The sequence below is a fragment of the Caballeronia sp. LZ019 genome (assembly GCF_031450825.1).
Lineage (GTDB): Bacteria > Pseudomonadota > Gammaproteobacteria > Burkholderiales > Burkholderiaceae > Caballeronia.
The window spans coordinates 494421-518763 of record NZ_JARTVZ010000005.1; the positions used below are offsets into that span (position 1 = coordinate 494421).

The 24343-nt window shown below is 61.9% G+C and carries 17 protein-coding genes; 5 read left to right on the top strand and 12 right to left on the bottom strand.

Annotated features, from left to right (window positions below; all coding sequences use genetic code 11):
* Positions 1-77: 77 nt before the first annotated feature.
* From P9255_RS15715 to P9255_RS15735, 5 genes are all read right to left on the bottom strand, one after another.
* Positions 78-2306, bottom strand: coding sequence for a polysaccharide biosynthesis tyrosine autokinase (locus P9255_RS15715; RefSeq protein WP_309790004.1), 2229 nt, complete (start codon positions 2304-2306; stop codon positions 78-80).
* An 84-nt stretch (positions 2307-2390) separates the two neighbouring features.
* The gene (locus tag P9255_RS15720; RefSeq protein ID WP_309765415.1) at positions 2391-3545 is read right to left on the bottom strand and encodes a polysaccharide biosynthesis/export family protein; all 1155 of its coding nucleotides are present in this window, start codon (positions 3543-3545) and stop codon (positions 2391-2393) included.
* Between the two features lie 51 nt (positions 3546-3596).
* Entirely contained in the window at positions 3597-4976 is a 1380-nt protein-coding gene (locus P9255_RS15725; protein WP_309764247.1) for an undecaprenyl-phosphate glucose phosphotransferase, read from the bottom strand.
* 113 nt (positions 4977-5089) lie between these two features.
* Positions 5090-6619, bottom strand: a complete 1530-nt coding sequence (locus P9255_RS15730; RefSeq protein ID WP_309790005.1) for a mannose-1-phosphate guanylyltransferase/mannose-6-phosphate isomerase — start codon at positions 6617-6619, stop codon at positions 5090-5092.
* Positions 6620-6811: 192 nt separating this feature from the next.
* Entirely contained in the window at positions 6812-7813 is a 1002-nt protein-coding gene (locus tag P9255_RS15735) for a helix-turn-helix domain-containing protein (protein WP_309764245.1), read from the bottom strand.
* 1109 nt (positions 7814-8922) lie between these two features.
* Between P9255_RS15735 and P9255_RS15740 the strand changes: the two genes are divergently transcribed.
* Both P9255_RS15740 and P9255_RS15745 read left to right on the top strand, forming a co-directional pair.
* Positions 8923-10854, top strand: coding sequence for a hypothetical protein (locus P9255_RS15740; protein ID WP_309790006.1), 1932 nt, complete (start codon positions 8923-8925; stop codon positions 10852-10854).
* Positions 10855-11003: 149 nt separating this feature from the next.
* Positions 11004-11456 carry a GDP-mannose mannosyl hydrolase gene (locus P9255_RS15745; RefSeq protein WP_309790761.1) on the top strand — a complete coding sequence of 151 codons (453 nt, stop codon included), beginning with the start codon at positions 11004-11006 and terminating at the stop codon, positions 11454-11456.
* Between the two features lie 101 nt (positions 11457-11557).
* Here P9255_RS15745 and galU read toward each other — a convergent pair whose 3' ends face one another.
* Positions 11558-12520 carry a UTP--glucose-1-phosphate uridylyltransferase GalU gene (gene galU / locus P9255_RS15750; protein WP_309790007.1) on the bottom strand — a complete coding sequence of 321 codons (963 nt, stop codon included), beginning with the start codon at positions 12518-12520 and terminating at the stop codon, positions 11558-11560.
* Between the two features lie 387 nt (positions 12521-12907).
* On the opposite strand from galU, the gene P9255_RS15755 reads away from it, so the two are divergent.
* The 3 genes from P9255_RS15755 to P9255_RS15765 are packed head-to-tail and all read left to right on the top strand — an operon-like array spanning position 12908 to position 15583.
* Entirely contained in the window at positions 12908-13999 is a 1092-nt protein-coding gene (locus tag P9255_RS15755) for a helix-turn-helix domain-containing protein (RefSeq protein ID WP_309764241.1), read from the top strand.
* Between the two features lie 36 nt (positions 14000-14035).
* On the top strand, positions 14036-14626 hold the full coding sequence (locus P9255_RS15760) for a phosphatase PAP2 family protein (protein ID WP_309764240.1): 591 nt from the start codon (positions 14036-14038) through the stop codon (positions 14624-14626).
* Between the two features lie 45 nt (positions 14627-14671).
* Entirely contained in the window at positions 14672-15583 is a 912-nt protein-coding gene (locus tag P9255_RS15765; RefSeq protein ID WP_309790008.1) for a LysR family transcriptional regulator, read from the top strand.
* A gap of 13 nt (positions 15584-15596) precedes the next feature.
* Here P9255_RS15765 and P9255_RS15770 read toward each other — a convergent pair whose 3' ends face one another.
* From P9255_RS15770 to P9255_RS15795, 6 genes are all read right to left on the bottom strand, one after another.
* Positions 15597-17480, bottom strand: a complete 1884-nt coding sequence (locus P9255_RS15770) for a nucleoside-diphosphate sugar epimerase/dehydratase (protein WP_309790009.1) — start codon at positions 17478-17480, stop codon at positions 15597-15599.
* Positions 17477-18526 (bottom strand): MraY family glycosyltransferase, encoded by a 1050-nt coding sequence (locus tag P9255_RS15775; protein WP_404980357.1) that lies wholly within the window; start codon positions 18524-18526, stop codon positions 17477-17479. Before P9255_RS15775 ends, P9255_RS15770 begins: the two co-directional genes overlap by 4 nt.
* A 100-nt stretch (positions 18527-18626) precedes the next feature.
* Positions 18627-19574: an SDR family oxidoreductase gene (locus tag P9255_RS15780; RefSeq protein ID WP_309790010.1), complete on the bottom strand. Its 948-nt coding sequence runs from the start codon at positions 19572-19574 to the stop codon at positions 18627-18629.
* Entirely contained in the window at positions 19571-20419 is an 849-nt protein-coding gene (locus P9255_RS15785; RefSeq protein WP_309764235.1) for a glycosyltransferase family 2 protein, read from the bottom strand. The genes P9255_RS15780 and P9255_RS15785 overlap by 4 nt, the downstream gene beginning before the upstream one ends.
* Before the next feature lie 1126 nt (positions 20420-21545).
* The gene (locus P9255_RS15790) at positions 21546-22508 is read right to left on the bottom strand and encodes a hypothetical protein (RefSeq protein WP_309790011.1); all 963 of its coding nucleotides are present in this window, start codon (positions 22506-22508) and stop codon (positions 21546-21548) included.
* A gap of 750 nt (positions 22509-23258) precedes the next feature.
* Positions 23259-23732: a hypothetical protein gene (locus P9255_RS15795; RefSeq protein WP_309790012.1), complete on the bottom strand. Its 474-nt coding sequence runs from the start codon at positions 23730-23732 to the stop codon at positions 23259-23261.
* Between the last annotated feature and the right edge of the window lie 611 nt (positions 23733-24343).

Here is a 24343-nt window from a genome sequence, read left to right on the forward strand (position 1 = left end):
CTCTTGTTTTTCGGTCTGAAAGCGGCGCGCGTGCACGCGCCGCGTTTATTTTTTTATTGCTGGTCTTGCTTGTAGTTTTATTCGGCGATGCTTTCGTAGCCGTAGTAGCCGGCGTACGTGCTGCCCATCAGCATCTTCGATTGTGGCACGTCGGTCAGCAGAACGCCCTTCATGTTCACGCCGCCGTGCTGCAGGCGCTTCATCGTTTCGCCGATTTCCTGCACCTGGTTCTTGCCGTGCCGCACGACGAGCAGGCTCGTGCCGGCATGCTTGCCGATCACGGTCGCGTCGGTGACGGCGAGGACCGGCGGGGTATCGACGATCACCAGGTCGTACATCTGCTTCAGTTGATCGAGCATTTCGCCGAGACGCTCGCTGGCGAGCAGTTCCGACGGATGCGACGGCAACGTGCCCTTCGTGATGAGGTCCACACCGGGCAGCACGTCATGCAGGATCGCGCTCTCCACATCCGCGCCCATCAGGACATCCGACAGGCCCGGCGAATGACGCACGCCGAAGTGCGAGTGGATATCGCCGCGGCGCATGTCGCCGTCGATCAGAAGCACGCGCTTTCTCGTCGATGCAACCAGCGTCGCGAGGTTCGCCGACAGGAACGACTTGCCGGCTTCCGGACGCGAGCCCGTCATCATCACGACGTTGTTGCGCGCATCGGCGAGTTGCAGTTGCAGCGACGTACGCAGGCTGCGAATGCCCTCCACCGCTGCATCTTCGGGCGCTTGCGCGGCCAGCACGTGCATGCCTTCGCTGCGCATGCCGACCTTGCGTTGCAGGCGAAGCTGCGTGTCGCTGCGCGGCACGATGGCGAATACGCGCACGCCGAGCTGCTTTTCGATCTCTTCCGGACGCTCCACGCCGCCATACAGCGACTTGCGAACGAACGCGAACAGGATGCCGAGCGCGAGGCCCACGCCAGCCGAAATCAGAATGACGATGAGGCGCTTCGGACGCACGGGATCATCGGCCGGCTGTGCATAGTCCACCACGCGCACGTTGCCGATCTGCCCCGCCTTCGCGATACGCAGTTGCTGTGCGCTATTGAGCAGGTTCGTGTACAGCTCGGTGTTCACGCGGACATCGCGCAGATAACGCAGTGCGGTCTGCTCCGTGTCCGGCAGCGTCGATACGTTCTTGCCGAGACGCGTCTGCGCGCCGGAGAGCGAAGCGATCTGCGCATCGAGGGCCTGCACCGACGGATGATGCGGCGTGAAGCGTTGCGACAGTTCCGCGCGCTGCTGCTGCAGGTCCGTGAGCTTGGTCTTGTTGTCAACGATCTGCTGCAGCAGCAGACGGCTTTCCTCGCTCAGGTCCACCGTGCCCTGACGATTGCGGAACGTGTTGTAGCGCTGCTCTGCTTCGTCGAGCTGCTTCTTCAGAATCGGCAATTGCTGATCGAGGAAGGCGAGCGTGTGCTCGGCTTCGGCCGATCGCTTGTCCGAGTCCTGCTGCACGAAGCGGTTCGCGATGTTGTTGACGATCTGCGCGATCTCCTTCGGATTGCGCCCTTCGAGGCTCACGCTGATGATGCCCGACTGCAGGGCCGTTTCAGCGACCGTCAGACGCTGCTGCAGATTGTCGATGGTCGTGAGCGTCGAGAAACGCTGGACGTCGAAGTGAACGCCGGGTGCGCCGACGAGCTTGTCGACCTTCAGCCTGACCGGACCTTGCGGCGTCATGCCCGACGCTTCCTGGCCGACCTTGCCCGAGAGGACCGCCACGCCGTTCGGATCGTTCAGCACATACGAGCCGTTCTCGCCGGCAACGACGGTGAACTTCTGCTCGTACAGCTCCTTCGGCGTATCGAAGAGCGGCACGTCGATCTGCTCGTTGCCCCATGCGAAGCGCGACAGATAGCCTTCCGGCACCTTCACGTCGAACGTGGACAATGCGCTGCCGATCACGCCGCCGATCACCGGCACCGCATGCGGCGCGGCGCTGATGTCGAGGTGCAGACGGCGCACCGTATCGTCGACGACGAGGCGCGAGCGCAGCAGTTCGATCTGCGCGGCCGTGGTGGATTTCGCGTCGAACATCTGCGACACGGCTTGCACCGCGTTGACGTTCGCGTTCGCGTTGTTGTTGGCGTTGGTCTCTTCGGTCTGAATGAGCGCGTCGGCCTTGTAGGTCGGCGGCGCAACGAATGCATACGCGGCGCCGAGTGCGACCACCGCGAGCATAACGACCGTCACGAGTTTCCAGTTGCCGAAGACGGCCGCCAGATAGTCGGATAATCGCAACTCGTCGCCGGTCGAGACGTCCGAGTAGCGTGCATCAAAGTTTATGGCCATGGTCTCGCTCGCTTATTTCTTTGAAAAGTCGCACAGAACGCCGGCGCGCCCCGCGCGCGCCGGTTGAAGCCAGAAACGAAGTCCTTACTTGGTGATCACCGCTGCCGTCAGACCCGCGTTGATCGCAGGCAACAGCAGGTTCAGCACGCGGCTGAAGCGGACGAGGCCGTTGTTGTCCACATAGACCACGTCCTTCGGCTGCAACTCGAAGCTGTTCGCGAGCAGCATGGACACCGGCGAACGCGCATCGAGCTTGTAGACCTCGGGGTTGTCCGTCTGGCCATTGCGGATCACGTACAGCTCCTTCGGATCCGACGTTTCGGCATTGAAGCTGCCGGCCTGCGAGATCGCATCCGAGAGCGTCAGCTTGCCGTTGCGCATCGGGATCACCGTGGCCGGCTTCGTCACTTCACCCATCACGTACACGCCGTTGTCTTCGCGTGAATCGATGCGCAGTGCATCGCCCGGCTTCAGCATGATGTCCGAGGGGCTGCGGCCCTTCGCGGTCATGCCCGCCATGTTGATGTGATAGGTCACGCCGTCACGGATCAGCGTGACACGGCTTTGATCCGCGGTCGGTGCAAAACCGCCCGCACGTCCGATGGCTTCGGTGAGCGTCATCGGAATGTCGTTGATCTGCTGCGAGCCGGGCGTGCGCACTTCGCCGTCGATATAAACCTGCGACGAACGGAAGGACGCGACGCGCACCGTCAGTTGCGGCTTCACGAAGACCTTCGACAGCTCCGCATACAGCTCGCGCTGCACCTGCGATTCCGTCTTGCCCGCGACGTGGATCGCGCGGTTCACATACGGGAACTGCAGGTTGCCGTCGGCATCGACGACGAAGCCGGGCGCCGCATCGGCAAGACGCGTCTGCTGCGCCGGCTGGCCGAGCGCGGCCACGAGTTCCGGGTGATCCCAGACCGTGATCTGCAGCACGTCGCCCGGTCCGAGCAGATACGCGGTGGGCTTGCCGTAGAGGCTCGCGTTCGGATCGACCGTGGAGACCGGCTGCGCGGCCTTCAGCTTGCGCACGAGCGACAGGTCGATCGGCGTGATCGGAATGTTCACGGCCGTGGCGGTATCGCCCTGGTCGTTCGACGTTTCCGCGAGCGCGGCCGGCTTTTCCATGTGCATGCCCGGTGCGAGCGCGCAACCGGCGAAGATCACGCAGAACGAAGCAGCAGCCGCCAGGCTCGAAAGCCGGAAGACGCCCGACACGTTGGTATTGGCGGCCATGGATGTGGTGCCCGGTTGTTGTTGATTGTGCATGATGGTCGTCCCCTGCATTCAATAAGCGTTGGTGTGGCGTAGTCCCTTGAAGATCGTTGCGGCGATGATTTTCATGTCGAGGCCGAACGACCAATTACCCAGGTAGTACAAGTCGTGAGCGACGCGTCCTTCCATTTTTTCGATGAGATCGGTCTCTCCGCGAAAGCCGTTGACCTGGGCCCAGCCGGTGATGCCCGGCTTGATCCGGTAACGATGGATGTACCCCGACACGACCTTCTGATAAAGATCGTCATGTTCCAGTGCGTGCGGACGCGGGCCCACGACCGACATGTCGCCGAGCAGAACGTTGAAGAACTGCGGCAGCTCATCGAGGCTGGTACGGCGCAGGAATGCCCCGACACGGGTCACGCGCGGATCGTTGCGCGTGGCCTGGCGGACCACTCCGGCCTGTTCCGTGTGCAGTCGCATCGAACGGAACTTGTAGATTCGAAACACGCGGCCATCCGCGCCCTTGCGACGCTGCCTGAAGAACACCGGACCGCGCGACGTCAGCTTGATCGCAATTGCAATGGCGATCAGCAGCGGCGAGATGGCGATGATCGCGGCGAGCGCGAACACACGGTCGAAGATCTCCTTCTGCAGGAGCGCGCTCTGCGAGATCGGCGACGCAACAAGATTGATCGCGGTTTCGCCGAGCAGGTCGGTCGTGCTGCTTTCGAAGAGCGACAGGCTGCGCACGTCCGGCATGAAGCGCACGTTCACGAGCTCTTCGCGGAACTCGTTCACGAAGCGATGAATCGTGCGTTCCTCGGAAAGCGGCAACGCGAGCCACACTTCGTGGACGTTGTGCGTGCGTACGTAGTTCACGAAGGCATCGTGATCTTCGAACACGGGAACGCGCGTATTGAGCCGGCCCGATTCGGGCGCGACGTTGAACACGGCGCTCGCACGAAAGCCCGAGTTCTTCGCACGTTCGAGCTTCCTGACGATGGAGTTGCAATGCTTGCCGCATCCGACGACCGCGACCTGATGCAGGTTCATGCCCGCATTGCGCATGCGTGCGAGCACGACATGCGTGAGAAGCCGTCCGCCGATCATGAGCACGCCGGACATCGCGGTCCAGTATGCGAACCAGAGGCGCGACACATAGTCGAGCCGATGCAGCGAGAACATCAGCGCGAGCGCGCAGCCCTGCACGACCAGCCAGCCAAGCGATACCTGGCAGACGAGCATGACTTTCCTGCGGCCGCGCCATGATTCATAGACGCCGAAGCCCGGAAAGAGGGCAAGCGAAAACGCCGCCGCAAAAGCGACGAACACCGCCGAATAGGCGGGCACCGCTATGTTCTCGAACCTGATCTGCGACGCCAACGCCGCGCCGCCCACGATCATGGCGACGTCGAACAGGCGCGCGAGCAATCCTTGTAAATCGCGCATGTCTTTTCCCCGAACGAAATCGATCCCGCCCAGCTAACTTTTCATCTTCCCTCTCGCGGGCGGCGCCAATGTCTCTAAGCGCCGCCGCGAAGGCCCAGTGTTACGCGCGGCGCTCAGCTACGGCCGTACGTATCGTCGAAACGAACGATGTCGTCTTCGCCGAGGTAGCTGCCCGACTGCACTTCGATCATCTCGAGCGGTACCTTGCCCGGGTTTTCGAGGCGATGCCGCACGCCCAGCGGGATGAACGTCGATTCGTTTTCCGAAAGAAGGAACTGCTCTTCGCCGCGCGTGACGAGCGCCGTGCCGCACACGACGATCCAGTGTTCCGCGCGATGGTGATGCATCTGCAGCGAGAGCTGCGCGCCCGGCGCCACCACTATGCGCTTCACCTGGAAGCGTTCGCCATGCTCGATCGAGTCATAGAAGCCCCACGGACGGCGCACCTTGCGATGCGTGTCCGCTTCCGGCGCATGCTGTTCGCGGATGCGCGCGACGAGCCCCTTGATGTCCTGCACGCGCGAACGGTCCGCGACGAGCACCGCGTCATCCGTTTCGACGACGATGATGTTGGTCGTGCCGACGCATGCGACGAGGCGTCCGCCTTCGGAGCGCGCATAGCTCGAGGTCGCGCCTTCGAACACGACGCGGCCGCTCGCGACGTTGCCCGAGTCGTCCTTGTCCATCGCGTCCCAGACGGCATCCCACGAACCGAGGTCCGACCAGCCCGCGACGAGCGGCACCACGACGCCTTCGCACGGCGCGTTCGGCGTGCCGATGTGCTCCATCACCGCGTAGTCGATCGAATCGGACGGCGCGCTTCCGAACTGCGATGCGTTCGGGCGGAAGAACTTGCCGTCGTCCTTGCCCTCGCCGAGCGCCGCGCGGCACGCCGCGAACATCTCGGGATTGAGTTTCTGCAACGCGGCCAGCCACACGCTTGCGCGCACGACGAAGATGCCGCTGTTCCACCAGTACGTGCCCGCTGCGACGTATTGCGCGGCGAGTTCGGCGGCGGGCTTCTCGACGAAGCGGTCGATCTGGTGCGCGCCGTCCGACAGCGCGCCGCCCAGCCGGATATAGCCGAATCCGGTGTCGGGACGCGTCGGCGGAATGCCGAGCGTGGCGATTGCGCCGCGTTCGGCGTGTTCGGCGGCGATCGCGATTGCGCGATGCAGCGCCGGGATATCGGCGATCGAGTGGTCGGCCGGCATCGCGACCATGATCGCGTCCTGACCGTCCCTGCATGCGGCGAGCGCGGCCAGCGTGAGCGCAGGGGCCGTATCGCGGCGTGCCGGCTCGACGATGATCTTCGCGCTGACGCCGCTTTCGCGCGTCTGCTCTTCCGTCGTGAAGCGATGCTCTTCACCGCACACGATGATCGGCTCGGCGCTCACGTTGAAGTCGCCCGTAAAGCCTTTCATGCGCGAGACGGTGGCCTGCAAAAGCGAGTCGCGGCCGACGACGCCGATCAACTGCTTCGGAAATTGCTCACGGGACATCGGCCACAGGCGCGTGCCCGAGCCGCCGGCCAAAATGACGGAAACCAGCCGGCGGCACGGTGCGGCCGTCGTGGCCACGCTCGTTTGCACGTCGCTGCTGCTTGTCGTCACTTCGCCTTCCGTGCGTGTCTCATTGCTCATCGTAGGACTCCTGCCTGCATGTTCGTTCGCGGCTTGCTTGAATCACTGCCGCCCGAGAATGATTGGGCCCCGGACCAAGATGGTCCGGCCAAATGTTCGACGCTTTACGCCACCCCTGTCCGCTACCCCACACAGAGGGACGCCTTGTGCTTCGGCCTTGCTGTCTCCTGGCCCTTCTGACGCGTCCGGCTCTCAGCCGTTTGCCTCGCGCCGGCTTTGCATCCGGTATTCGGTCGGCGAAATCAGAAGGCGCTTGCGGAAAATCTTGGCGAGCCTGTCGCCGTTGCCCATGCCGCTCCTGCGCGCGATCTTGTCCACCGGCAACTCCGAGTCGGTGAGCAGCGCGCAGGTCACGGCAAGGCGTGCCTGCAGCAGATAATCGGATGGCGTGATGCCCATCTCGATCTTGAAGCGGCGCAGGAAGTTGCGCTCGCTCATCGCGGCGACCTGCGCCGCATCGACGACGGAGATCGGCCGCTCGCAGTTGTCCTGGAGCCACCGTGCCGCCGCGCGAATCTTGTCGCCCGCCGAGGCCGCGCCGCTGTCGCCGAGAATCGACACGAGCTTCGCGGCCGAGCCGGGCATGAGACGTTCGGCCACGCTGCGCGATACGTCGAGCCCGAGATCGCGCTTGACGATCATCAGCGCGCCCTTCATCGACTCGTAGCGGTCGCCGCCATCGCCCGATTGTTCGTCGCGCACGAGCGGCATGATCGCGTTGCCGTAGCGCGCCTGTGCATCGAACGCGTGGCCGATACCCGCCGCCTCCAGCACCTTGCGGCCTTCGGAGATCGACTTGATGGCCGTGGTCTTGCCGTTCACGCGACGCACCCATTCGACGATGCGATCGTCCTTCGCAGCTTCCTCTGCGCCCCGGCCGCCCGCGACGAAGAGTGCGTCGAAGCCGCCGTAGTGGCGCGCGTCCAGACCGTCGGTCCACACGCGCACCGACGACGAGCAGGCGACGTTGCCGCCTTCGACAGAGAGGAAGCGCACGTCGTAGGTGCAGTCGGCTTTCGCCTTGGCCGACGACAGCTCATTGGCCATGTGAAAGACTTCAGCGACGATTCCCGCACCCAGTAGCGAGAATCCGTCGAACAGCAAAATTGCAATCCGTTTCACCTCGGCCTGCGACGGTCTCGTCGAGGGAGGCATCCAACCCATCACTGCGGGTTCGAGCGTGGCGTAAGGCATGGTCATCCTCTGCAGCTTTGTTTCCAGGGTGCGGAAGAGTTACTCGGCCATTGCATTGCATCAAGGCGTTCCCGAACTGCGCCGGGTTGCCGTGACCGATGGGAACGAGAGGTTGGCGGAATCGTCTCCGCTGGTGTGAATAATAAGCAGACAATGTTTTCCGTGGGTTCGATTTTCGCGCTTAAACCACAAAATCTGTTCGGTTATGAGGGTGACCGCACATTGATAACCACGTGCGGAATCAGTTTGAGGGTCTTTCAATGCGGTCGCCGCCAATTCATTAATTCTTCATACGAACGGTCGATCGATTCGCCAATCCGACGCCGTGCCTTTTCCGTGCGATTGCCCACTCAAAGCGCCAGAAGCCCCGCTGCGCGGACGTCTGCGGCCTATCGAACGCTTCGGCAGTTTCAGAACAGCGTTTGAAAGTGATTCATCGATGAAACATCGAAGACGGCATTGCCGCTCGTTCGCGCGTGCCGAATCGGCAATTTTTGGTTTATCGCCAGTAAGATTTTGATACAGACACGCGTCATTCCCGACCGTCGATCAAATGCGGAATACGTTCATTTATTAATCGACGCTCATTCTCGATTTAGATTATCGAATACGCATAAACGGATTTTTAAAATGCATTGCAACTATTTATTCACGGACATAATCCGGTCTTTTGTTATGAATTGTCTTGCTGCGCTGCACGAGGGTGAAACCCCCGCCAGGCACCACGAGCAAAGGCGTCGGGAGCCGGACATTTCCGCCAAAACCTAGTCCGATTGCGGCAGTGCACAGTTCAGGGTTAATACGAACGAACGGTTGCGCGACGCGAGGATTCGTCCGGGGAATACATCGGGATTGACCCGATTAATATGATGTCCGGCGGAAACAAGTGTTAAGACGCAACGATGCGATGCATCGGTCAACTTTTCCGGTCGGCGTGGCGCGTCAGTAATCGGGCGACCGGCGCTTCTGTTTCATGTCTGATCAGTTCCGAGGCGGCTCGACGACGCATTCATCCGACGAACGCGCGGCGCGCGTGCGGACCCGTACGGTTCGCGTCGGGCGCTGCAGTCATCGTGGGTGCCCGCACCTTCAGTCCGATCATTCGCACGATGAACCGATTCCCGACCGCACGCCGCGCGACAGCGGCCATCGCCCTGCTTCTGACGATGACCGCCTGCGACAGCGCCACGTCCGACGAGACCGCCGCGCACGCAACGGCGCGGCGCGCCTCCTTCGATACGCCGCCGATGCGCTGCGACGCGCCGGCAGCGCCCGTGCGGGCCGCAGGAAGCGGTCCGGCGATCGAGGCGGACACGCCCGGCAGCAACGGCACGCGCATGTTCGCGCTGAATGCGCCGCTTTCCGTTGCAATCACGACGCGGGCGAAGTTGACCGACGCGGTGAGCTGGGAGATCCGCGACGCGTGGAACGTGGTGAAGGCGAGCGGCCGCTTCGCCGTCGATGCGAAGCCGGGGACGTACACGCTCGCGTGTGCATCGCGTGCAGCGGGGTACTTTGCGGTGAGCGCATCGCTCGAATCGGACAAGGGCATGTTGCCTCGACGCGGCACGCGGCCTTCGGGCATCGCGACGTTCGGCGTGCTGCCCGATGTATCGGCGGCGCTGCCGGCCGTGACGTACTCGCATCCCGATCAGCATCGCTTCGGCGGTCAGGGCGCCGCGTATCTGAAGCCCGGCGAGACGTGCTGCTCCGGCGATGGCTATCGCCCGCTCTATCCGGATCTCGGTCTCACGTGGGTCAACGACAATCGCAACTGGTACGTGACCGAAGAGAAAGGCCCGCACACGTTCAACGCATCGGCGGACAATCTCGCGCCGTTCTTCAAGCCGGGCGACCTGCTGCGCCTCATTCAGCTCGATGGCATCCCCGCATGGGCGAGCCCGACGAAGGAGCGCACGCACAGCTACGCGCCGGCATCGCTCGATGCATACCGCGACTACATGAAGCGCGTGGGCGATGAGTCGAACACCGTGCGCAAGCGCTGGTTCGCGCAGCAGTCGCACGACTACTATCAGGTGACGTGGGAGCCCGATTACGAAGGCGGCCTGCCGTGGCGCGATTCGGATGCGAATCTCGTTGCGATGTACAAGGCCACGCACGAGGCCATTCATGCGAGCGATCCGAACGCGGTCGTGATGGGGCTGACGCTGTCGAATCTCGCATCGAATACGACGTGGCTCAGGCGTCTCGCGCCGCTCGGCATCGGCAAGTATCTGGATGGCGTGAGTGTGCATGGCTACTACGACGTGGGCACGTCGCCCTCGCATCCGCCGGAGCGTTTCGATGCGGACGCATCGACATCGGCGAAAGCGATGCCCGCGGCGATGCGCGAGTTGCGTCGCGCGATGACGGACATCGTTAAGCCGGGCGCGAAGCTGTTCGTCACCGAGACGGGTGTGAGCTATGACATCGGCAGCAAGTATGGGCCGCATACCCCCGACTGGAACGTGCTGTATGCGCAAGGCGCGGTGGTCGCACGCACGCATCTGATTCTGCTTGGCGAAGGTGCGGACGTGAGCTTCGTGTTCTATAGCGCCGATCCGCCGGAGGTGGGCTATGGCGTGTTCTTCGATCTCGTGAATGCGGAGGGCGGGTTCGGGCAGACGCAGATCAGCCCGAAGCCTGCTGCGATGGCGGTGGCTGCGATGACGCGCATCATCGACGGCACGACGACGCTCGGTTATCTGAACGGCACGCCGCGCGGCGTCTATGCGTATGCGTTTCAGCGCCTGAATGGCGGCAAGGTGGTGACGGCGTTGTGGGCGCATCGCAATGCATCGTGGCCGGGCCGCGACGGCTTCGATGCGACGCATGGCGTCGACTACGGTCTTGTCGTGGATGTGCCGGGCAAGTCGGGCACGGTGACGGTATTCGACATGATGGGCAATGCATCGGCGATGCCATACCGCGATGGACGCTTGCCGTTGGTGTTGAGCGAAGCGCCGCTCTATGTCGTGTCCGATAACGCCGCGGCGATGCGTGCGAATGTGACGAAGCCTGCGGGTTATGCGGGGCAATAGAGCCTGATTTAGTCGTTTATGACCAGTGCTGCGGCTGACTGTCGCATGCCTGTGCGCGCTACACTGAATTTGCGCTGCGTCTGTTCAAACGGGGACCGGCATTCAACATTCATAACGATCAAAAGAAAAAAATGACCAACGCAACGGCGATGCTGAGCGAAGCGGATTTCATGACAGTGGTTCGGCTAGCGCCGCTGGTGTCGATCGATCTCATTGTCACCGATGGCAATCGGCGGGTGCTTGTGGGGCGGCGGCGGAACCGGCCGGCACAGGGGACCTGGTTCGTGCCTGGCGGGCGGATTGCCAAGGATGAATCGCTCGATGCGGCGTTCAGGCGGATTGTTCGGAGTGAGTTGGGGGTCGCTAGCGTCGAGCGGTCTTCTGCGCGGTTTTTTGGGGTTTTTGAGCACTGTTATCGCGATAACTTCTCCGGGGTCGAAGGGTTCGGGACGCACTATGTCGTGCTCGCTTATGCGCTTCCCTTGAGCGGGAATGTGGCCATCGGGCGGTTCGATCAGCACAGTGAGTATCAATGGTTGCACGTTGATGATCTGCTTGCTTCACAAGATGTGCATGAGAATACTAAGGCATATTTTTCTTGATTTTTTGTGGTGTTGGTTTTCGCGCGTCGGTATTAGTGCGCCCCTCCCCGGGGCGAGCTAATAGACCGACGCGAATACAAGCTTCCAGAAGGGAGAAGGAACTACTCTTCGACGACAGAAAGGTCCGCATTGTCCTGAGCATCGACGACAGGCGCGTCGACAACCGCAGCAGCAGCAGAGGAAGAAGAAGCAGAAGCCAAGAACTGCCCCCGAAGATACTCTTCGAACTCGGTTCGAACCTCAGGATGCCGAAGCGCGAACTCGACAGTAGCCTTAAGATACCCGAGCTTGCTACCGCAATCGAACCGTTTCCCGCGATACCGATAAGCGAGCACTTGCTCTTGCGAGAGGAGCGCCTCGATCCCATCGGTCAACTGAATCTCGCCACCGGTCCCGGGCTTCTGATTCCGCAGGAATTCAAAAATGCGCGGCATCAGAACATACCGCCCGACGACGCCAAAATTGGAAGGCGCCAAAGCCGGCTCAGGCTTCTCGACGACACGCGAGAGTTTGAAAAGCCCATCGTCCCAAGGCTTGCCTTCAATGACGCCATAGGATCGCGAATCCTTGCGATCGATCTCCTCGACGCCAATCACCGACGAGTGATAATGATCGAACACATCGACCATTTGCGCGAGCACAGGCGGCTCGCCATCGAGCAAGTCATCGGCGAGCACGACAGCAAACGGCTCATCGCCGACGAGCTTCTCGGCACACAACACCGCATGCCCGAGACCCAGCGCTTCCGCCTGACGCACATACATGCACGTCACATGGCTCGGCAAAATGCCGCGCACGAGTTCGAGCAGCTTCTCCTTGCCGCGCGCTTCGAGCTCGGCTTCGATCTCATACGACTTGTCGAAGTGATCCTCGATCGCGCGCTTGCTGCGCCCCGTCACGAAGATCATCTCCGTGATTCCCGCAGCCATCGCCTCTTCGACCGCGTACTGAATCAGCGGCTTGTCCACCACCGGCAACATTTCCTTCGGGCTCGCCTTCGTTGCAGGAAGGAATCGCGTGCCGAGTCCCGCCACCGGAAATACCGCCTTGCGCACTTTTAGCATCGGCTCACCTTGTTGGTTGAATGTGCAAAGGCGAACGCAACGCTTCATCGAGCGTTTGCGGCCGCCTCTTGTTGTTGTCGCCATCGCCGATTTCATCAGACGACACGAGTAGCGTCAGCTTATTCGCCCGATATCGAAATCATCTGCCAACACTTCGTCATTTTCAGACTGTCAAGCCGATGCCCGTTCCCTGCCGCGTATAGTGCGACGCATGTGAGCTTAGTTTTCCCGCTTTCGACGTTCCTCACCGGAACAAGGGGGATGAAAGCAACCGTCTTGCATGTGACCCGAGCGAGGCGCACCAAGCGCCCAAAGCGGCCTCGAAGCTGCCTCAGAGCGGCCCGAAAGCGGCTCAACGCGCCCGCTCCGGTTGACAGGAGAAAGTCGATGGAATACGCCAATGGTATGGGCCGGGGCCGGCTGCAAGTCGTGCGCTCGCCCAGGCCCGACCCACGGTCTGCCGATACGGCAAAGCGGATCGGCATTCTGGTCTTCGAGGACTTCTCTCTCGTCGAAGTCAGTTCGATCTCCGAGGTCTTCTCGCTCGCCAATCAGGTGCGCCCGCCCGACGATGAATCGCACGGACTGCGTGAGCAACCGCACGCATCGTCCACATCGTTTGCAGAATTGCCGAACTATTCGCTGCAGTTCGTGTCCAGCGAAGGAGGCAGCGTCGCGAGCAGTTGCTCGATGCGTATCTGGACCGAAAGCCTCGAAGCACGATGGATGAACGAATGCGATGCGCTCTTCATCGCGGGCGGCCCCGGCGCACGGCAGGCACGCCACGATGTCATGTTGCGCAAGCAGCTCGGCCGCATCGCGCCGAAAATTCCGTTCATCAAGGCAATCGGCGAAGGCGCGCACCTTCTGGCAGCCGCGAATCTCACGCTGCAGAACCGCTCCCTCGATTTCGCCGGGGACTCCGCCGCCGAGGCGATGCCGCCGGCATTGTCGAATGCGCTCTGCATCGCCGAGCAGACGCTCACGCTCGACGACCCGAAAGGGCCGATCGCCGCGGCGCTGTCGATGGTCAAGCGCGATTACGGCGCGGCGGTCGCGCGTGAGGTCTCGGAGCGGTCGATTCCGGGCGCGTGGCAGAAGCTCGCCACCGTGCTCGACGACACCGACGGCGGCGGCGTGCGCCAGAAGATCGACGCGGCCGCGCGCTGGATCCGCGAAAACTACGTGCGGCCGATTTCGATCACCGATGCCGCACGCGTCGCCGCAATGAGCGAGCGCAACTTCCTGCGGCGCTTCAAGGCGCAAATCGGCCTGACGCCATCGGAATACCTGTTGCGCGCCCGGCTCGACGCCAGTTGCATGCTGCTCGCCGCCACCGACCTGCCGGTCGACAAGATCGCGCGGCGTTGCGGCGCGGGCAGCGGCGACGGCCTCGCGAAGATCTTCCGCAAGCGGCTCTCGATCTCGCCGACGGAATATCGCATGGCGGGCCGCCGCAAGCAGGCGGACAGCTCGTAGGCATTTTCCAACCTTCGATACCTACAACGGACACGTATGGAAACAAAGGTACTCTGGATTTTTTCGAACCTCGGGGATGCAGCCTTCACGCTGCCACTGGCACTCGTCTGCGCGTTGTGGCTGCGCACCGTCGACTGGCGGCTCGCGCTGCGCTGGGCCGTGCTGCTCGCCGGGGGCATGGGCCTCGTCGGCCTCTCCAAGATTCTCTATGCGGGCTGCGGGCTGGAGATTTCGGCCATCAGCTTCCGCATGATCAGCGGGCATACGATGCTCGCCGCATCCATCTACACCGTCGCGGGCGCGCTGCTGTTCGGCAGCTTCGGCGGGGCATGGTATCGGCTCGGCGCGGCAGGCGGCCTCGGACTGGCCGCGATGATCGGTGCGAGCCGCATCATCCAGGACGCGCACACGCCGAGCGAAGTCATCGCGGGATGGCTGCTCGGCGCGGCCATCGCCGGCATGTTGCTCATGCGCGTGTTCGAGCAGCCGCGCAAGATGCCGCGCGCGGCTGTCGCGGGCGTCGGGCTGCTGGCGGTCTCATCGATTGCGTATGGGCATCACGCGCCGTTTCAGGCGCTCATCGAGCAATACTCGTGGGCGCTTTGCCGGGGACTCGGGCTGTCCTGAGTATGATGTCGGCCTGACCGCTGACTCATACTTCCGGACTCCAGCATGGACCGCTTCCTCGCAATGAAAGTGTTCGTGCGCGTCGTCGAATCGGGCAGTTTCTCGAAAGCCGCCGACGCGCTGCGCCTTCCACCCGCAAGCGTCTCCCGGACGCTGCAGGCGCTCGAAGCGCATCTCGGCGCGCGGCTGCTCAATCGCACGACGCGCAGCATCAGCATCACCGAAGACGGTGAAGCCTATTTCGACCGATGCGTGCGCGTGCTCGGCGAAGTTGACGACATGGAAGCCTCGCTATCGCATTCGAAGCTGAGTCCGAAGGGCAACGTCAAGGTCAGCCTTCCGCAAGTCATGGCGAAGAGCACCGTCATTCCCGCGCTGCCGGAATTCTTCGCGGCGTATCCGGATATCGGCGTCGAATTGCTGCTGACCGACCGGCAGGTCGATCTCGTGGAAGACGCCGTCGACTGCGTGGTGCGAGTCGGCGCGATCGGGGATGTCGGGCTGGTGGCGAAACGCATCGGCGCTTATACGCAGATCACGTGTGCATCGCCGGGATATATCGAGCAATACGGCGAGCCGCAGACCCTCGACGATCTCGACCGGCATCTCGCCGTCGGCTATGTGATGAACAAGTCGGGACGCGTGCGCAACTGGGAATTCGTCGTCGATGGCGAGACGCGCAGCATCGCGCTCAAGCACAAGATCGCGGTCAACGACGCGGATTCATACATCGCTTCCGGACTCGCGGGACTCGGGCTCATCCAGAGTTCGAGCTACACGCTCGATGCGTATCTCAAGAGCGGCGCATTGCGGCGCGTGCTCGCCGGGTATCCGACGCATCCGCGCGTGGTGTCGGTGCTGTACGCGGCGAACCGGCATCAGCCGCGGCGCGTGCGCGTGTTCATCGACTGGGTCGCCGATCTGTATTCGCGGCTGCCGATCTTTCAGGAAAGCTGAAGCGCGCTGCGTCTCAGCGCGCCGCCTCGCGCCCCTTGGCCACGCTCTGCAGAACCGGCGCCGCCGCCGTCTGATACTCCGGCACCCAGCGGCGCAGGTCGCGGCGCACTTCATCGTCCGACAACACGCGATGCTGCATCAGCCAGGGCAATAACTCGTCGATGAACGCATCCGGCACGCCCCGCGCCTGCGCGATCCGCAGCTTCGGATGCGGCGTGCGCGTGGTGGTTTCATCGTCGGCGAGCAGTTCTTCATAGAGCTTTTCGCCGGGACGCAGGCCGGTGAACACAATGCGAATCTGCTCGTCGCTGTAGCCATAGAGGCGGATGAGGTCGCGCGCCAGATCGACGATCCGCACCGGCTGCCCCATATCGAGGATGAAAATTTCGCCGCCCCGCCCCATGCTCGATGCCTGCAGCACGAGCTGCGCGGCCTCGGGAATGGTCATGAAGAACCGCGTAATCTCGGGATGCGTGACCGTGACGGGACCGCCCTTCGCAATCTGCTGCTGGAACTTCGGAATCACGCTGCCCGCGCTGCCGAGCACATTGCCGAAGCGCACGGTCTCGAACTGGGTGCGCGGCGCGGATTGCTGCAACGCCTGACACGTCATCTCCGCGAGGCGCTTGCTCGCGCCCATGACGTTGGTCGGGTTGACGGCCTTGTCGGTGGAAATGAGGACGAAGTGGCGCACGTCGTGACGAATCGCCGCGCGCGCGACGCGCAGCGTGCCGAGCACGTTGTTGCGCACCGCCTGCCACGCGTTCTGCTCTTCCATCAGCGGCACGTGCTTGTAGGCCGCCGCATGGAAGACGATGTGTGGCGTGAAGCGCGCCATCGTCTGGTCGAGCAGCAGCGAATCTTTTGCATCGCCGACGACGGGCACCACTGACAGCTCCGGAAACTTCTCGTGCAGTTCCTCGATCAGGCGATACATCGCGTATTCGCTGAGATCGTAGGCAATCAGTTGCGCGGGCGAGAATCGCAGAATCTGCCGGCAAAGCTCGGAGCCGATTGAGCCGCCCGCGCCCGTCACCATCACGACGCGCCCGTGCAGCAGTTGCTCGACGTGCGGCATGTCGATTTTCACGGGCTCGCGGCCGAGCAGGTCTTCCAGGTCGATCTGCCGCACGCGCGACAGGAAACCGCCCTCGCCTTGCGTCAGCTGGTTGAGCGCGGGCAGCACCATCACCTTGACGCCTGCGCGCACGCAGAGGGTGGCGACGCGGCGCTGTTCATCGACGGAAGCGGACGGGATTGCGATGATCGCGTATTCGGTCTTGTACTGCTCCGCGACTTTCGACAGGTCGCCGAACGAGCCGAGCACCTTGTGGCCGAGCACTTCGCGGCCTTGCTTGGAGGGATCGTCGTCGAGCAGGCCGACGAGACGCCATTCCGACGAACGCGCCAGCTCCCGCGCGAGCATCGCGCCGGCGGTGCCCGCGCCGAGCACGATCACGGGCTTGCCTTGCCCGACGAGTCCGCCGTACAGATAGAACTCCTTCCCGGCGCGATACAGCGCACGCGCGCCGCCCATCGCGAGGAAAAGAAACAGCGGCTCGACGATGAGCACCGAGCGCGGAATGACGGGCGTCGGCTGAAGCAGCACTGCGCCGATCATCACGACGAGCGCGCCCACGACGACCGACTTCGAGATGCGCATCAGGTCCGGCAGGCTGGCGAATACCCACATGCCGCGATAGAGGCCAAAGACGCGGAACATGACGCCGTAGACCGGCAGCACCCAGATGAGCGCAACCAGTGCGCCGTGTTGAAAGTCGGGAGGCACCGAACCGTTGAACCGGATCAGATAAGCAATCAGCCACGTCCCGGCGACCGAAAGAAGGTCGAACGTGAAGGCGCCTGCGGAAAGCCACGAAGCTTTGAATCGAATCATCCGCGTACACCTCGAGATTGTTCGGATAGAAGCGCCTGGTGACGCCGCCAGCTTGCATCGACCATCCATCCCGCGATTGCGACGACGATTGCCCAGCCTGCCACCGCCGCCCATTGCACCATGGTCGGCCAGGCCAGCGCCAGGTTGGCGAGCGCGACGCCCGCGAGCATCAGCACGTACCAGACGATGGCCGTTCGCGCGTGTCCCGCGCCCATCTGCACCATGCGCTGGTAGTAATGCTCGCGATGCGCCTGCCAGAACTTCTCGCCCCGCGCGAGCCGCCGCAGCAGCGTGACGGAGGCATCGGCGATGAACGGGCCGAACACGAGCGCCGGGAACCACACGGGCCACGTGCCTTTCAGCCAGCCCCAGTAACCGAGTGCGCCTGCAAGGAATCCTAGGGGAATCGAGCCTGAATCGCCTAGGAAAATCCGTGCCGGATGGAAATTGAAGAGCAGGAAGCCCGCCGCCGCCCCGGCGATGGCCGCGCTGGCGATGCCCAGATCGATCTGCGGCACCGGACCGGACAGCGCCGCGACGGCGTAACCGCCGAAGCCGAACAGCGCCATGCCGCCCGCGAGGCCGTCGGAACCGTCCATGAAGTTGTAGAGGTTGACCAGCCAGACCATCAGGAAGCCGACGGCGGCGAGCGCGATCCATGGCGCTGGCGCCGGATTGGCGACGATCAGCACGGCGACGGTGGCGACGTGCGCGCCGAACCGCACGCGCGCAGGCAGACCACGACGATCATCGATTTGCGATACGGCGGCGAGCGCGGCGGCGAGCAGCGCGGCGAGCCACATCGAGCGCGTGAGCGACAGCATCGCGATGACGGTGACCGGCACGATGCCCCATCCGCCGACGCGCGGCGTCGGGCGCGTGTGCAGCGAACGGTCGTTCGGAATGTCGGTGGCGAGACGCCAGGCGAGGCCTGTGCGCAACAGGACGAAGAGAATCAGCGCGCAGATCGCCAGGGATGCGGCCGCGACACACGCAGCGGCGATCCACGGCGAATCGACGACGAAAGGGGACAACTGCGCACTCATTTCCCGGGCATTGCCTACGTTTATGTTCTTTTGACCAGCGGATGATGCGCGTTTCCGGATCATCCGCGTGTTACCGCCGCCATTCGGTTGTTACGGGACGTTAGATCGTCCACTTGTTCTCGGCCAGGAACCAACCGGCGGTGGCGGCCAGGCCCGCATCCAGCGAGCTTGGAGGCCGCCAGCCTAGCACATCGCGAATGTAGGACGAATCGACTTGCAGGCTGCCGGTCAGGCGTTCGATCTGCGGCGTCTTGCCGGTGAGCCGCCCCGCCGCTTTCAGCAAGCCGACGGGCACCGGCAACAGACGCGCCGGGCGTTTCAGATGATGCCCGAGCCTGCGCGCGAGTTCGGCGACGCCGGGATCTTCGCCATCGGTGACGTGGAAGAGCTGGTTCGCGGCGCGCGGATGTGTCGCGCATTCGACGAGCGCGTTTGCGAGGTTACCGACGTAGACGAGGCTGCGGCGTGCGGTGACTGCGCCGATGGGCATTGGTATGCCTTTGGCGATCGCGCGCATCAGCGCGAGGAAGTTCGCGCGGACTTCGGGACCGTAGACGAGCGGCGGGCGCACGATGACGATTTCCATCCCCGTCCTTGCGCCGAATTCCTGCAGCATGACTTCGGCTTCGGCTTTCGATACGCCGTAGGGGTCGGGCGGGCGGCGTTCGTCGGTTTCGGTCAACGGGCGGCCGTCGTCGAGTTCCGCGAGCGCCTTGATGCTGCTCACGAAGACGAAGCGCGTCGCGCCGGCGCGGCGGGCGGCGTCGGCGGTTCTGAGCGCGCCGTTGACGTTGATCGCGCGGAAGGCGGCGAGCGGATCGGCGGCGGCGTCGTTCATTACGTGGACGCGCGCTGCCAGGTGGATCACCGATGTGCAGCCTTCGAACACGGCGGGGGTGAGCGCATCGAGTGACTTTATTTGAACTGTATGCGGGCCCGCGCCGTGGCGAACGATGCCGAGCGGTTCCTTACCCGCATCGAGCAAGGCGCGTGTGAGCGCTCGTCCGACGAAACCGCTCGCCCCCGTGATGCCGATGCGCTCACTCATAACCATTTCCAGCCGAATCGGTTGAAGAACTTGTACGCCGATGCGATGAAGAGCTTGATGTGGGTCCAGCCCTTGCCTGCCGCGTCGCCGCCGTGATGCATGACGCGAACCGAGGGGACGTAGGCGACGCGCGCGACTTCATGAGCGCGAAGGCTCAGGTCGTAGTCTTCGAAGTAGAGGAAATAGCGCGGGTCGAAACCGTTCAGCTTTTTGAGCACTTCGGTACGGAAAAGCATGAAGCAGCCGCTGACGATGGGCGGGTCCCAGACGATTTCTTTATCGTTGATGACGTCGCGCATTTCGTATCTTGCTAGTCGCGGTTCGAACGGCTTCTTCAGGCTTCTCGGGAGGAAGCCCCGAACGAAGAGGTCGAAGACCGTGGGGTAGCGGCGGCAGAGATATTGCCGGCTGCCGTCGTCTTCGACGATCTGCGGCGATAGCAGGCCGACTTCCGGGTGAACGTCCATAAAGGCGAGCGCGTGGGTTAGCGCGTCGCCGTCCAGTTCGATGTCGGGGTTCAGGATCAGATGGTAACGGGTCGACGTGAGCTCGATGGCCAGGTTGTGACCGCGGCCGTAGCCGACGTTGCCATGGCCTTCGATGACGTGCGTCTGAAGCGCCGTTTCGCAGGCAACCTCGGACAGGTTGAACCCTTCGTCCGTTCCGTTGTTGATCAGATACAGTGGCGCAGAGACGCTGACATCGGCGGGAAACAAACGATGCAACGCGTTATCGAGCGTAATCAGCGTGCGTTCAAGAAGCTGCCGATGCGGCCGGTAAACAACGAGGGATACGCTTATCAATTGAGCTGAGCTTGCGCTGGCGTATTGGGAGTTCAACTGCATCCTTAGCGACCGAGTTCCGAACGCGCCCCCTACTGTCGGACGACGCAGCCGACATTTTCCCAGAAATGGGCCGTGCGTAGGAAATAATCGAACGCGGCTAGTGTCGGCGGGATGGACGCGCCGTCTCTGTCGAGACCTGCGAATCTCGGTATTTCCCACAAGGTGCCCGTCTCGACGCTCTTTTAAATGTTAGTCAATCTTCCGCGGAGCAGATGCTTGGGAGCATGCAGCGTATGAAGGTTGCGGCTATGGCAAGCGCACGGTCTGCTCTCTCTGATTGGCATAACGCGACTCTCACTGCGTCACCATCCCGTTGAAAGAACGACGTCTGCATCGGAGCTCCGATGTGGGAGGAAAGATTCTAAATAGGCGGCCCAGCTGTTGTGATGGCGCCGAAACAAGGTTTGACGCACTAATTCCCTCGACGTACTCGCTGCTTGAACGTCATTTCTTTTTCGGATTCTTTGTTGTCGATCACAGCGAGCAATACACCTGGCATTTCCCGGTCATTCTTTTCGCGGTAGAAATTCGAATCTCCCGGGACCAGCAAGATGCCTGAGCTTCTATTACAAAGTAGCTCCGTGCGGTGACCCTACGCCTCGCTTCCCCTTTCACGATGAAATCGCACGCACAATGACTCCATCACTGGGGCATCAAAAAACTCAGGCAATCAACAACGCGGACATGCGCCGTTGTCGTCAGCGTTTAACGCCGCAGCGGCGCCCTCTCTTTGCTCTTCTTGAAAAGCGTGCAGCGCAAATCCGTCCAGTCAATGCGCCTCCGACTCTGGATTCTGCTTCCGCGAGGGCCTGCGGAGCCTGAGTGCTGCTGGACACACGCGTGCTATGACTGGCAGCCCCCAACGAAAAGAAGGAGCGACTGAGGATACGTCCGCGCGGACGCCACCGATCAGCTCTCTACTCGGTCAGGACCGATTCAATCTTTTCTAGCGATATCCCAGGACCGAAGCGCACAGTGAGCCAGCGCAGCGAAAATTCTTTGAGCCTGACTGCCGTGAGCGCCATACCAGACCTATCGATGGCGCGGAACGCGCGGCGCTACACCCGGAACGATCGCTATTCAAGAGCACACGCCACGTAAGCAGCATTGCCTAACGGCGACGCCATCACCCACTAGCAATCACCCGGGATATCTGAGACTTCACGTGTAGCCAGATTGACAACTGCCGTTCAAGAAATTTGCGAAACTTGCTATCGCCCTTGCGTGCAAAGGTGGTAACTGTATTGACTGTCGCATGGCGCCAATGGCCGAAAACAAGCACAGTGTCGTTTCCCTTGAGCGAATGCAACCATTCAGCTTGATTGGTCCATACCGTCGCGTGCGCGAGTTCTCCTACCATCGGGTCACGAGAATATGAGTGCGCTGCAGACGACTTCATATGCAAAACATACAACGTTCGACCACGTCTCTCGATAGTCTCAATATTGGCTACCGTGCCCACCAGCGCGACTGGAAAAGAAGTTGCAGTCATACCGAGCCAACGATAGGCTGCGAGAAATCGCGCTTCCTCGTAATAGAAATCCTCCCAATTCACTGACATGCCATTGAAGACGAATTCGAGACGGTCCCTAACACCGGAATTGCTCGCACACAAACTTCGAAGTTCTATAACTCGCTTCGCCGCGTTAATGTACGCAGACAGAAAGCAGCGGGAGTCGCTTGAAAGGAACGCACTGTCGTCTCCTGCAATATCGGCCTTGCGAGATATCTTTGAACGCTTTAGATGCGTGTCTATGTCGCGTATATCAGCGATTGCGAGCAGACGAAAACGATATTGTCCTTGTTCGATGGCCTGCAAAAGACCAAACGAACGACGCGCAATGACTTTCAGTTGCTCCTCGACATTGAACACGCAGTCCTCGTTATGGGCCACCTTTGGAAACAAGCGAAAATACGCCTTGACCGAGTAGGCTTTGCCCCGACTCTCGCGTGCGTGGTGCGGAACGAAACTGACGGGCGCCATGCAGTACACACATCTCAACGGCGGAGGCTCTTGAAGAGAACCGATCGTCTCGGCGGAGACTTCCCGCCCATCCATTGTTGTAGCCACCCACATTCTTGCAGCCATCTTGTCCCTCCTTGTTCGTTTGTGCGACACAGTGAAGACCGCGCGATGACGCGATGGTCTTGTGCCCCTTCTTTTCCTTTACGCCGGCGAGTCAATCCTGGAATCTATCCGCGTTTATTCCGTCAGGAAATCGCGAGTCGGGTACCATAGATTGCGGGCGACGGCTCGCTTGGCGAAGCCTCGGCTCGCGTCTTTCGAAGCGATCGAGCTAGCCCGGCGCCTTCTTTCCCGCGCGATACTGTTTCCACGGTAGGGTCGCGTCGCTGCGGTTCGGTTGTGGTAGCGGTGACGGTGGTGAGCGCCCCGTTGGAAATGGACGCCGCTCGTCAAGGAACGACGTGGGCACCGGAGGCACCCTCGCCGTTGCATCTCAATGTGCGTCGATCTTCTAATCCTTGCCCTCGTAGGCCGGGCAAAGCAGAGCATCCCGGTTTAAGTACGCCGACGACCGAGGCTGGACAACACCTTAGAGATTGACGTTTAGAAGAATCCTTCGCTGGAGCAACCAAGGGCGCACTGCGGCGCAGGGGCCGACGGCTATGACGCCCGCAGATTTAAGCAAGATGTCAGTGCCCGATTGATTGGACCCGTAAGTGGCGCGAGCGGAATTATCAGTCGTTAATGAGGCAACCACGCCAAGCGGCGTGGTCTGCACAAACAGCGTCGATCGACATTGAAACCAACGTCGCGTCGACGAACGGCCGAACCACTGCTAAGAGCGAGCCGATAAGGCAAGCTTCAGCATCATCGTCACGTCGATTCGTGATCACCGGGAAAGCACATATGTCCGATGACGAACAGAGCAGCGGACGTGACGCAAAGCAACGCGATTTCAACGACGAGACCTGCGTCCCAGTCCTTGCTTGACTGAACGAGGTAGCACGCGCCTATCAAAGAAAAGGCACTCAGCATATGGGCGAAGCGCCGGTTGAGTCGCCGTTGAGCTCGATTGGGAGTTGCGACGCTTTTCAGCGTCGTGACCAGACGCTCACCGAAAGGTAGCTTGCCCCCCACGGCAAGTTCGCCGTCCGGCGCACCTGTCACGCGATAAATGACGCCGTCTACCGAAACGTGAATCGACGTGCGGCGCTCTGTCTTTTCGAGTTCGGTAAGCATCGCGCTCAAGCGCGGCGGCAGCATAATGCGGAATGACGGCTGAACGACAACGCGGTCGGTCAGGATCAAGCCGCCTGCATAGCGGACTTCTAGTACGGCGAGTTTCATAAAGCCTCCTTGGCTAAGAAAGTAGCGGCCTTCGGCGGTTTGCCAGGCCAGACTACGGTGGTGAAATAGGTCAGCGGTGGATCGTGCGCGACGCATAAGTGCAGCGAACCAGCGTGGCGGCGAGATGCTGAAAACGGATGACGAGCAACGTCCCGCGACTACACGTACGCAGGCGTGGCCGTCGAACAGAAAACTGTGTTGGTGCGAGACAACGGCTTGCTTCCGGCAGGAAGCGCGCTTGTCTTGCACGGAAACAGGAATGACGACGCGACTGGGGACCAGCGCTCGGATACAACGATGGAAAACGGTGGCTGATCGCTCGATGAACTCGTGCGGGAGCCCGGACTGCGATTTCCCGGAGAGGCCAGGTATAAAAGAAATGGCAAGCGCGCGTCAGCCGTGCGCTTAGCTAAGGTCGATGCGTAGATACGCGGTGGGTCCAACCAATATAGCGCGCCCATTGGACGGTTTCCGTTGGAAAGCTTCGTAAAAACGGCGTCTTTCCAGTTTGATGGTGGATATTGATGTCACGGAGCGGGCGGCTCGAGCGGCGGTTGCCGTTCGAGGGCGATAGAGCTCGGTTGGCCCGACGCCGCGCCACGGGCAACTTT

Bases quoted from the DNA above. Each gene is read 5' to 3' on its own strand.
- P9255_RS15725 (WP_309764247.1), bottom strand. From the start codon at position 4,976: ATGCGCGATTTACAAGGATTGCTCGCGCGCCTGTTCGACGTCGCCATG.
- P9255_RS15745 (WP_309790761.1), top strand. From the start codon at position 11,004: ATGCTGAGCGAAGCGGATTTCATGACAGTGGTTCGGCTAGCGCCGCTG.
- P9255_RS15720 (WP_309765415.1), bottom strand. From the start codon at position 3,545: ATGGCCGCCAATACCAACGTGTCGGGCGTCTTCCGGCTTTCGAGCCTG.
- P9255_RS15775 (WP_404980357.1), bottom strand. From the start codon at position 18,526: ATGAGTGCGCAGTTGTCCCCTTTCGTCGTCGATTCGCCGTGGATCGCC.
- P9255_RS15730 (WP_309790005.1), bottom strand. From the start codon at position 6,619: ATGAGCAATGAGACACGCACGGAAGGCGAAGTGACGACAAGCAGCAGC.
- P9255_RS15755 (WP_309764241.1), top strand. From the start codon at position 12,908: ATGGAATACGCCAATGGTATGGGCCGGGGCCGGCTGCAAGTCGTGCGC.
- P9255_RS15785 (WP_309764235.1), bottom strand. From the start codon at position 20,419: ATGCAGTTGAACTCCCAATACGCCAGCGCAAGCTCAGCTCAATTGATA.
- P9255_RS15790 (WP_309790011.1), bottom strand. From the start codon at position 22,508: ATGGCTGCAAGAATGTGGGTGGCTACAACAATGGATGGGCGGGAAGTC.
- P9255_RS15765 (WP_309790008.1), top strand. From the start codon at position 14,672: ATGGACCGCTTCCTCGCAATGAAAGTGTTCGTGCGCGTCGTCGAATCG.
- P9255_RS15740 (WP_309790006.1), top strand. From the start codon at position 8,923: ATGAACCGATTCCCGACCGCACGCCGCGCGACAGCGGCCATCGCCCTG.
- P9255_RS15760 (WP_309764240.1), top strand. From the start codon at position 14,036: ATGGAAACAAAGGTACTCTGGATTTTTTCGAACCTCGGGGATGCAGCC.
- P9255_RS15715 (WP_309790004.1), bottom strand. From the start codon at position 2,306: ATGGCCATAAACTTTGATGCACGCTACTCGGACGTCTCGACCGGCGAC.
- P9255_RS15795 (WP_309790012.1), bottom strand. From the start codon at position 23,732: ATGAAACTCGCCGTACTAGAAGTCCGCTATGCAGGCGGCTTGATCCTG.
- P9255_RS15770 (WP_309790009.1), bottom strand. From the start codon at position 17,480: ATGATTCGATTCAAAGCTTCGTGGCTTTCCGCAGGCGCCTTCACGTTC.
- P9255_RS15780 (WP_309790010.1), bottom strand. From the start codon at position 19,574: ATGAGTGAGCGCATCGGCATCACGGGGGCGAGCGGTTTCGTCGGACGA.
- P9255_RS15735 (WP_309764245.1), bottom strand. From the start codon at position 7,813: ATGCCTTACGCCACGCTCGAACCCGCAGTGATGGGTTGGATGCCTCCC.
- galU (WP_309790007.1), bottom strand. From the start codon at position 12,520: ATGCTAAAAGTGCGCAAGGCGGTATTTCCGGTGGCGGGACTCGGCACG.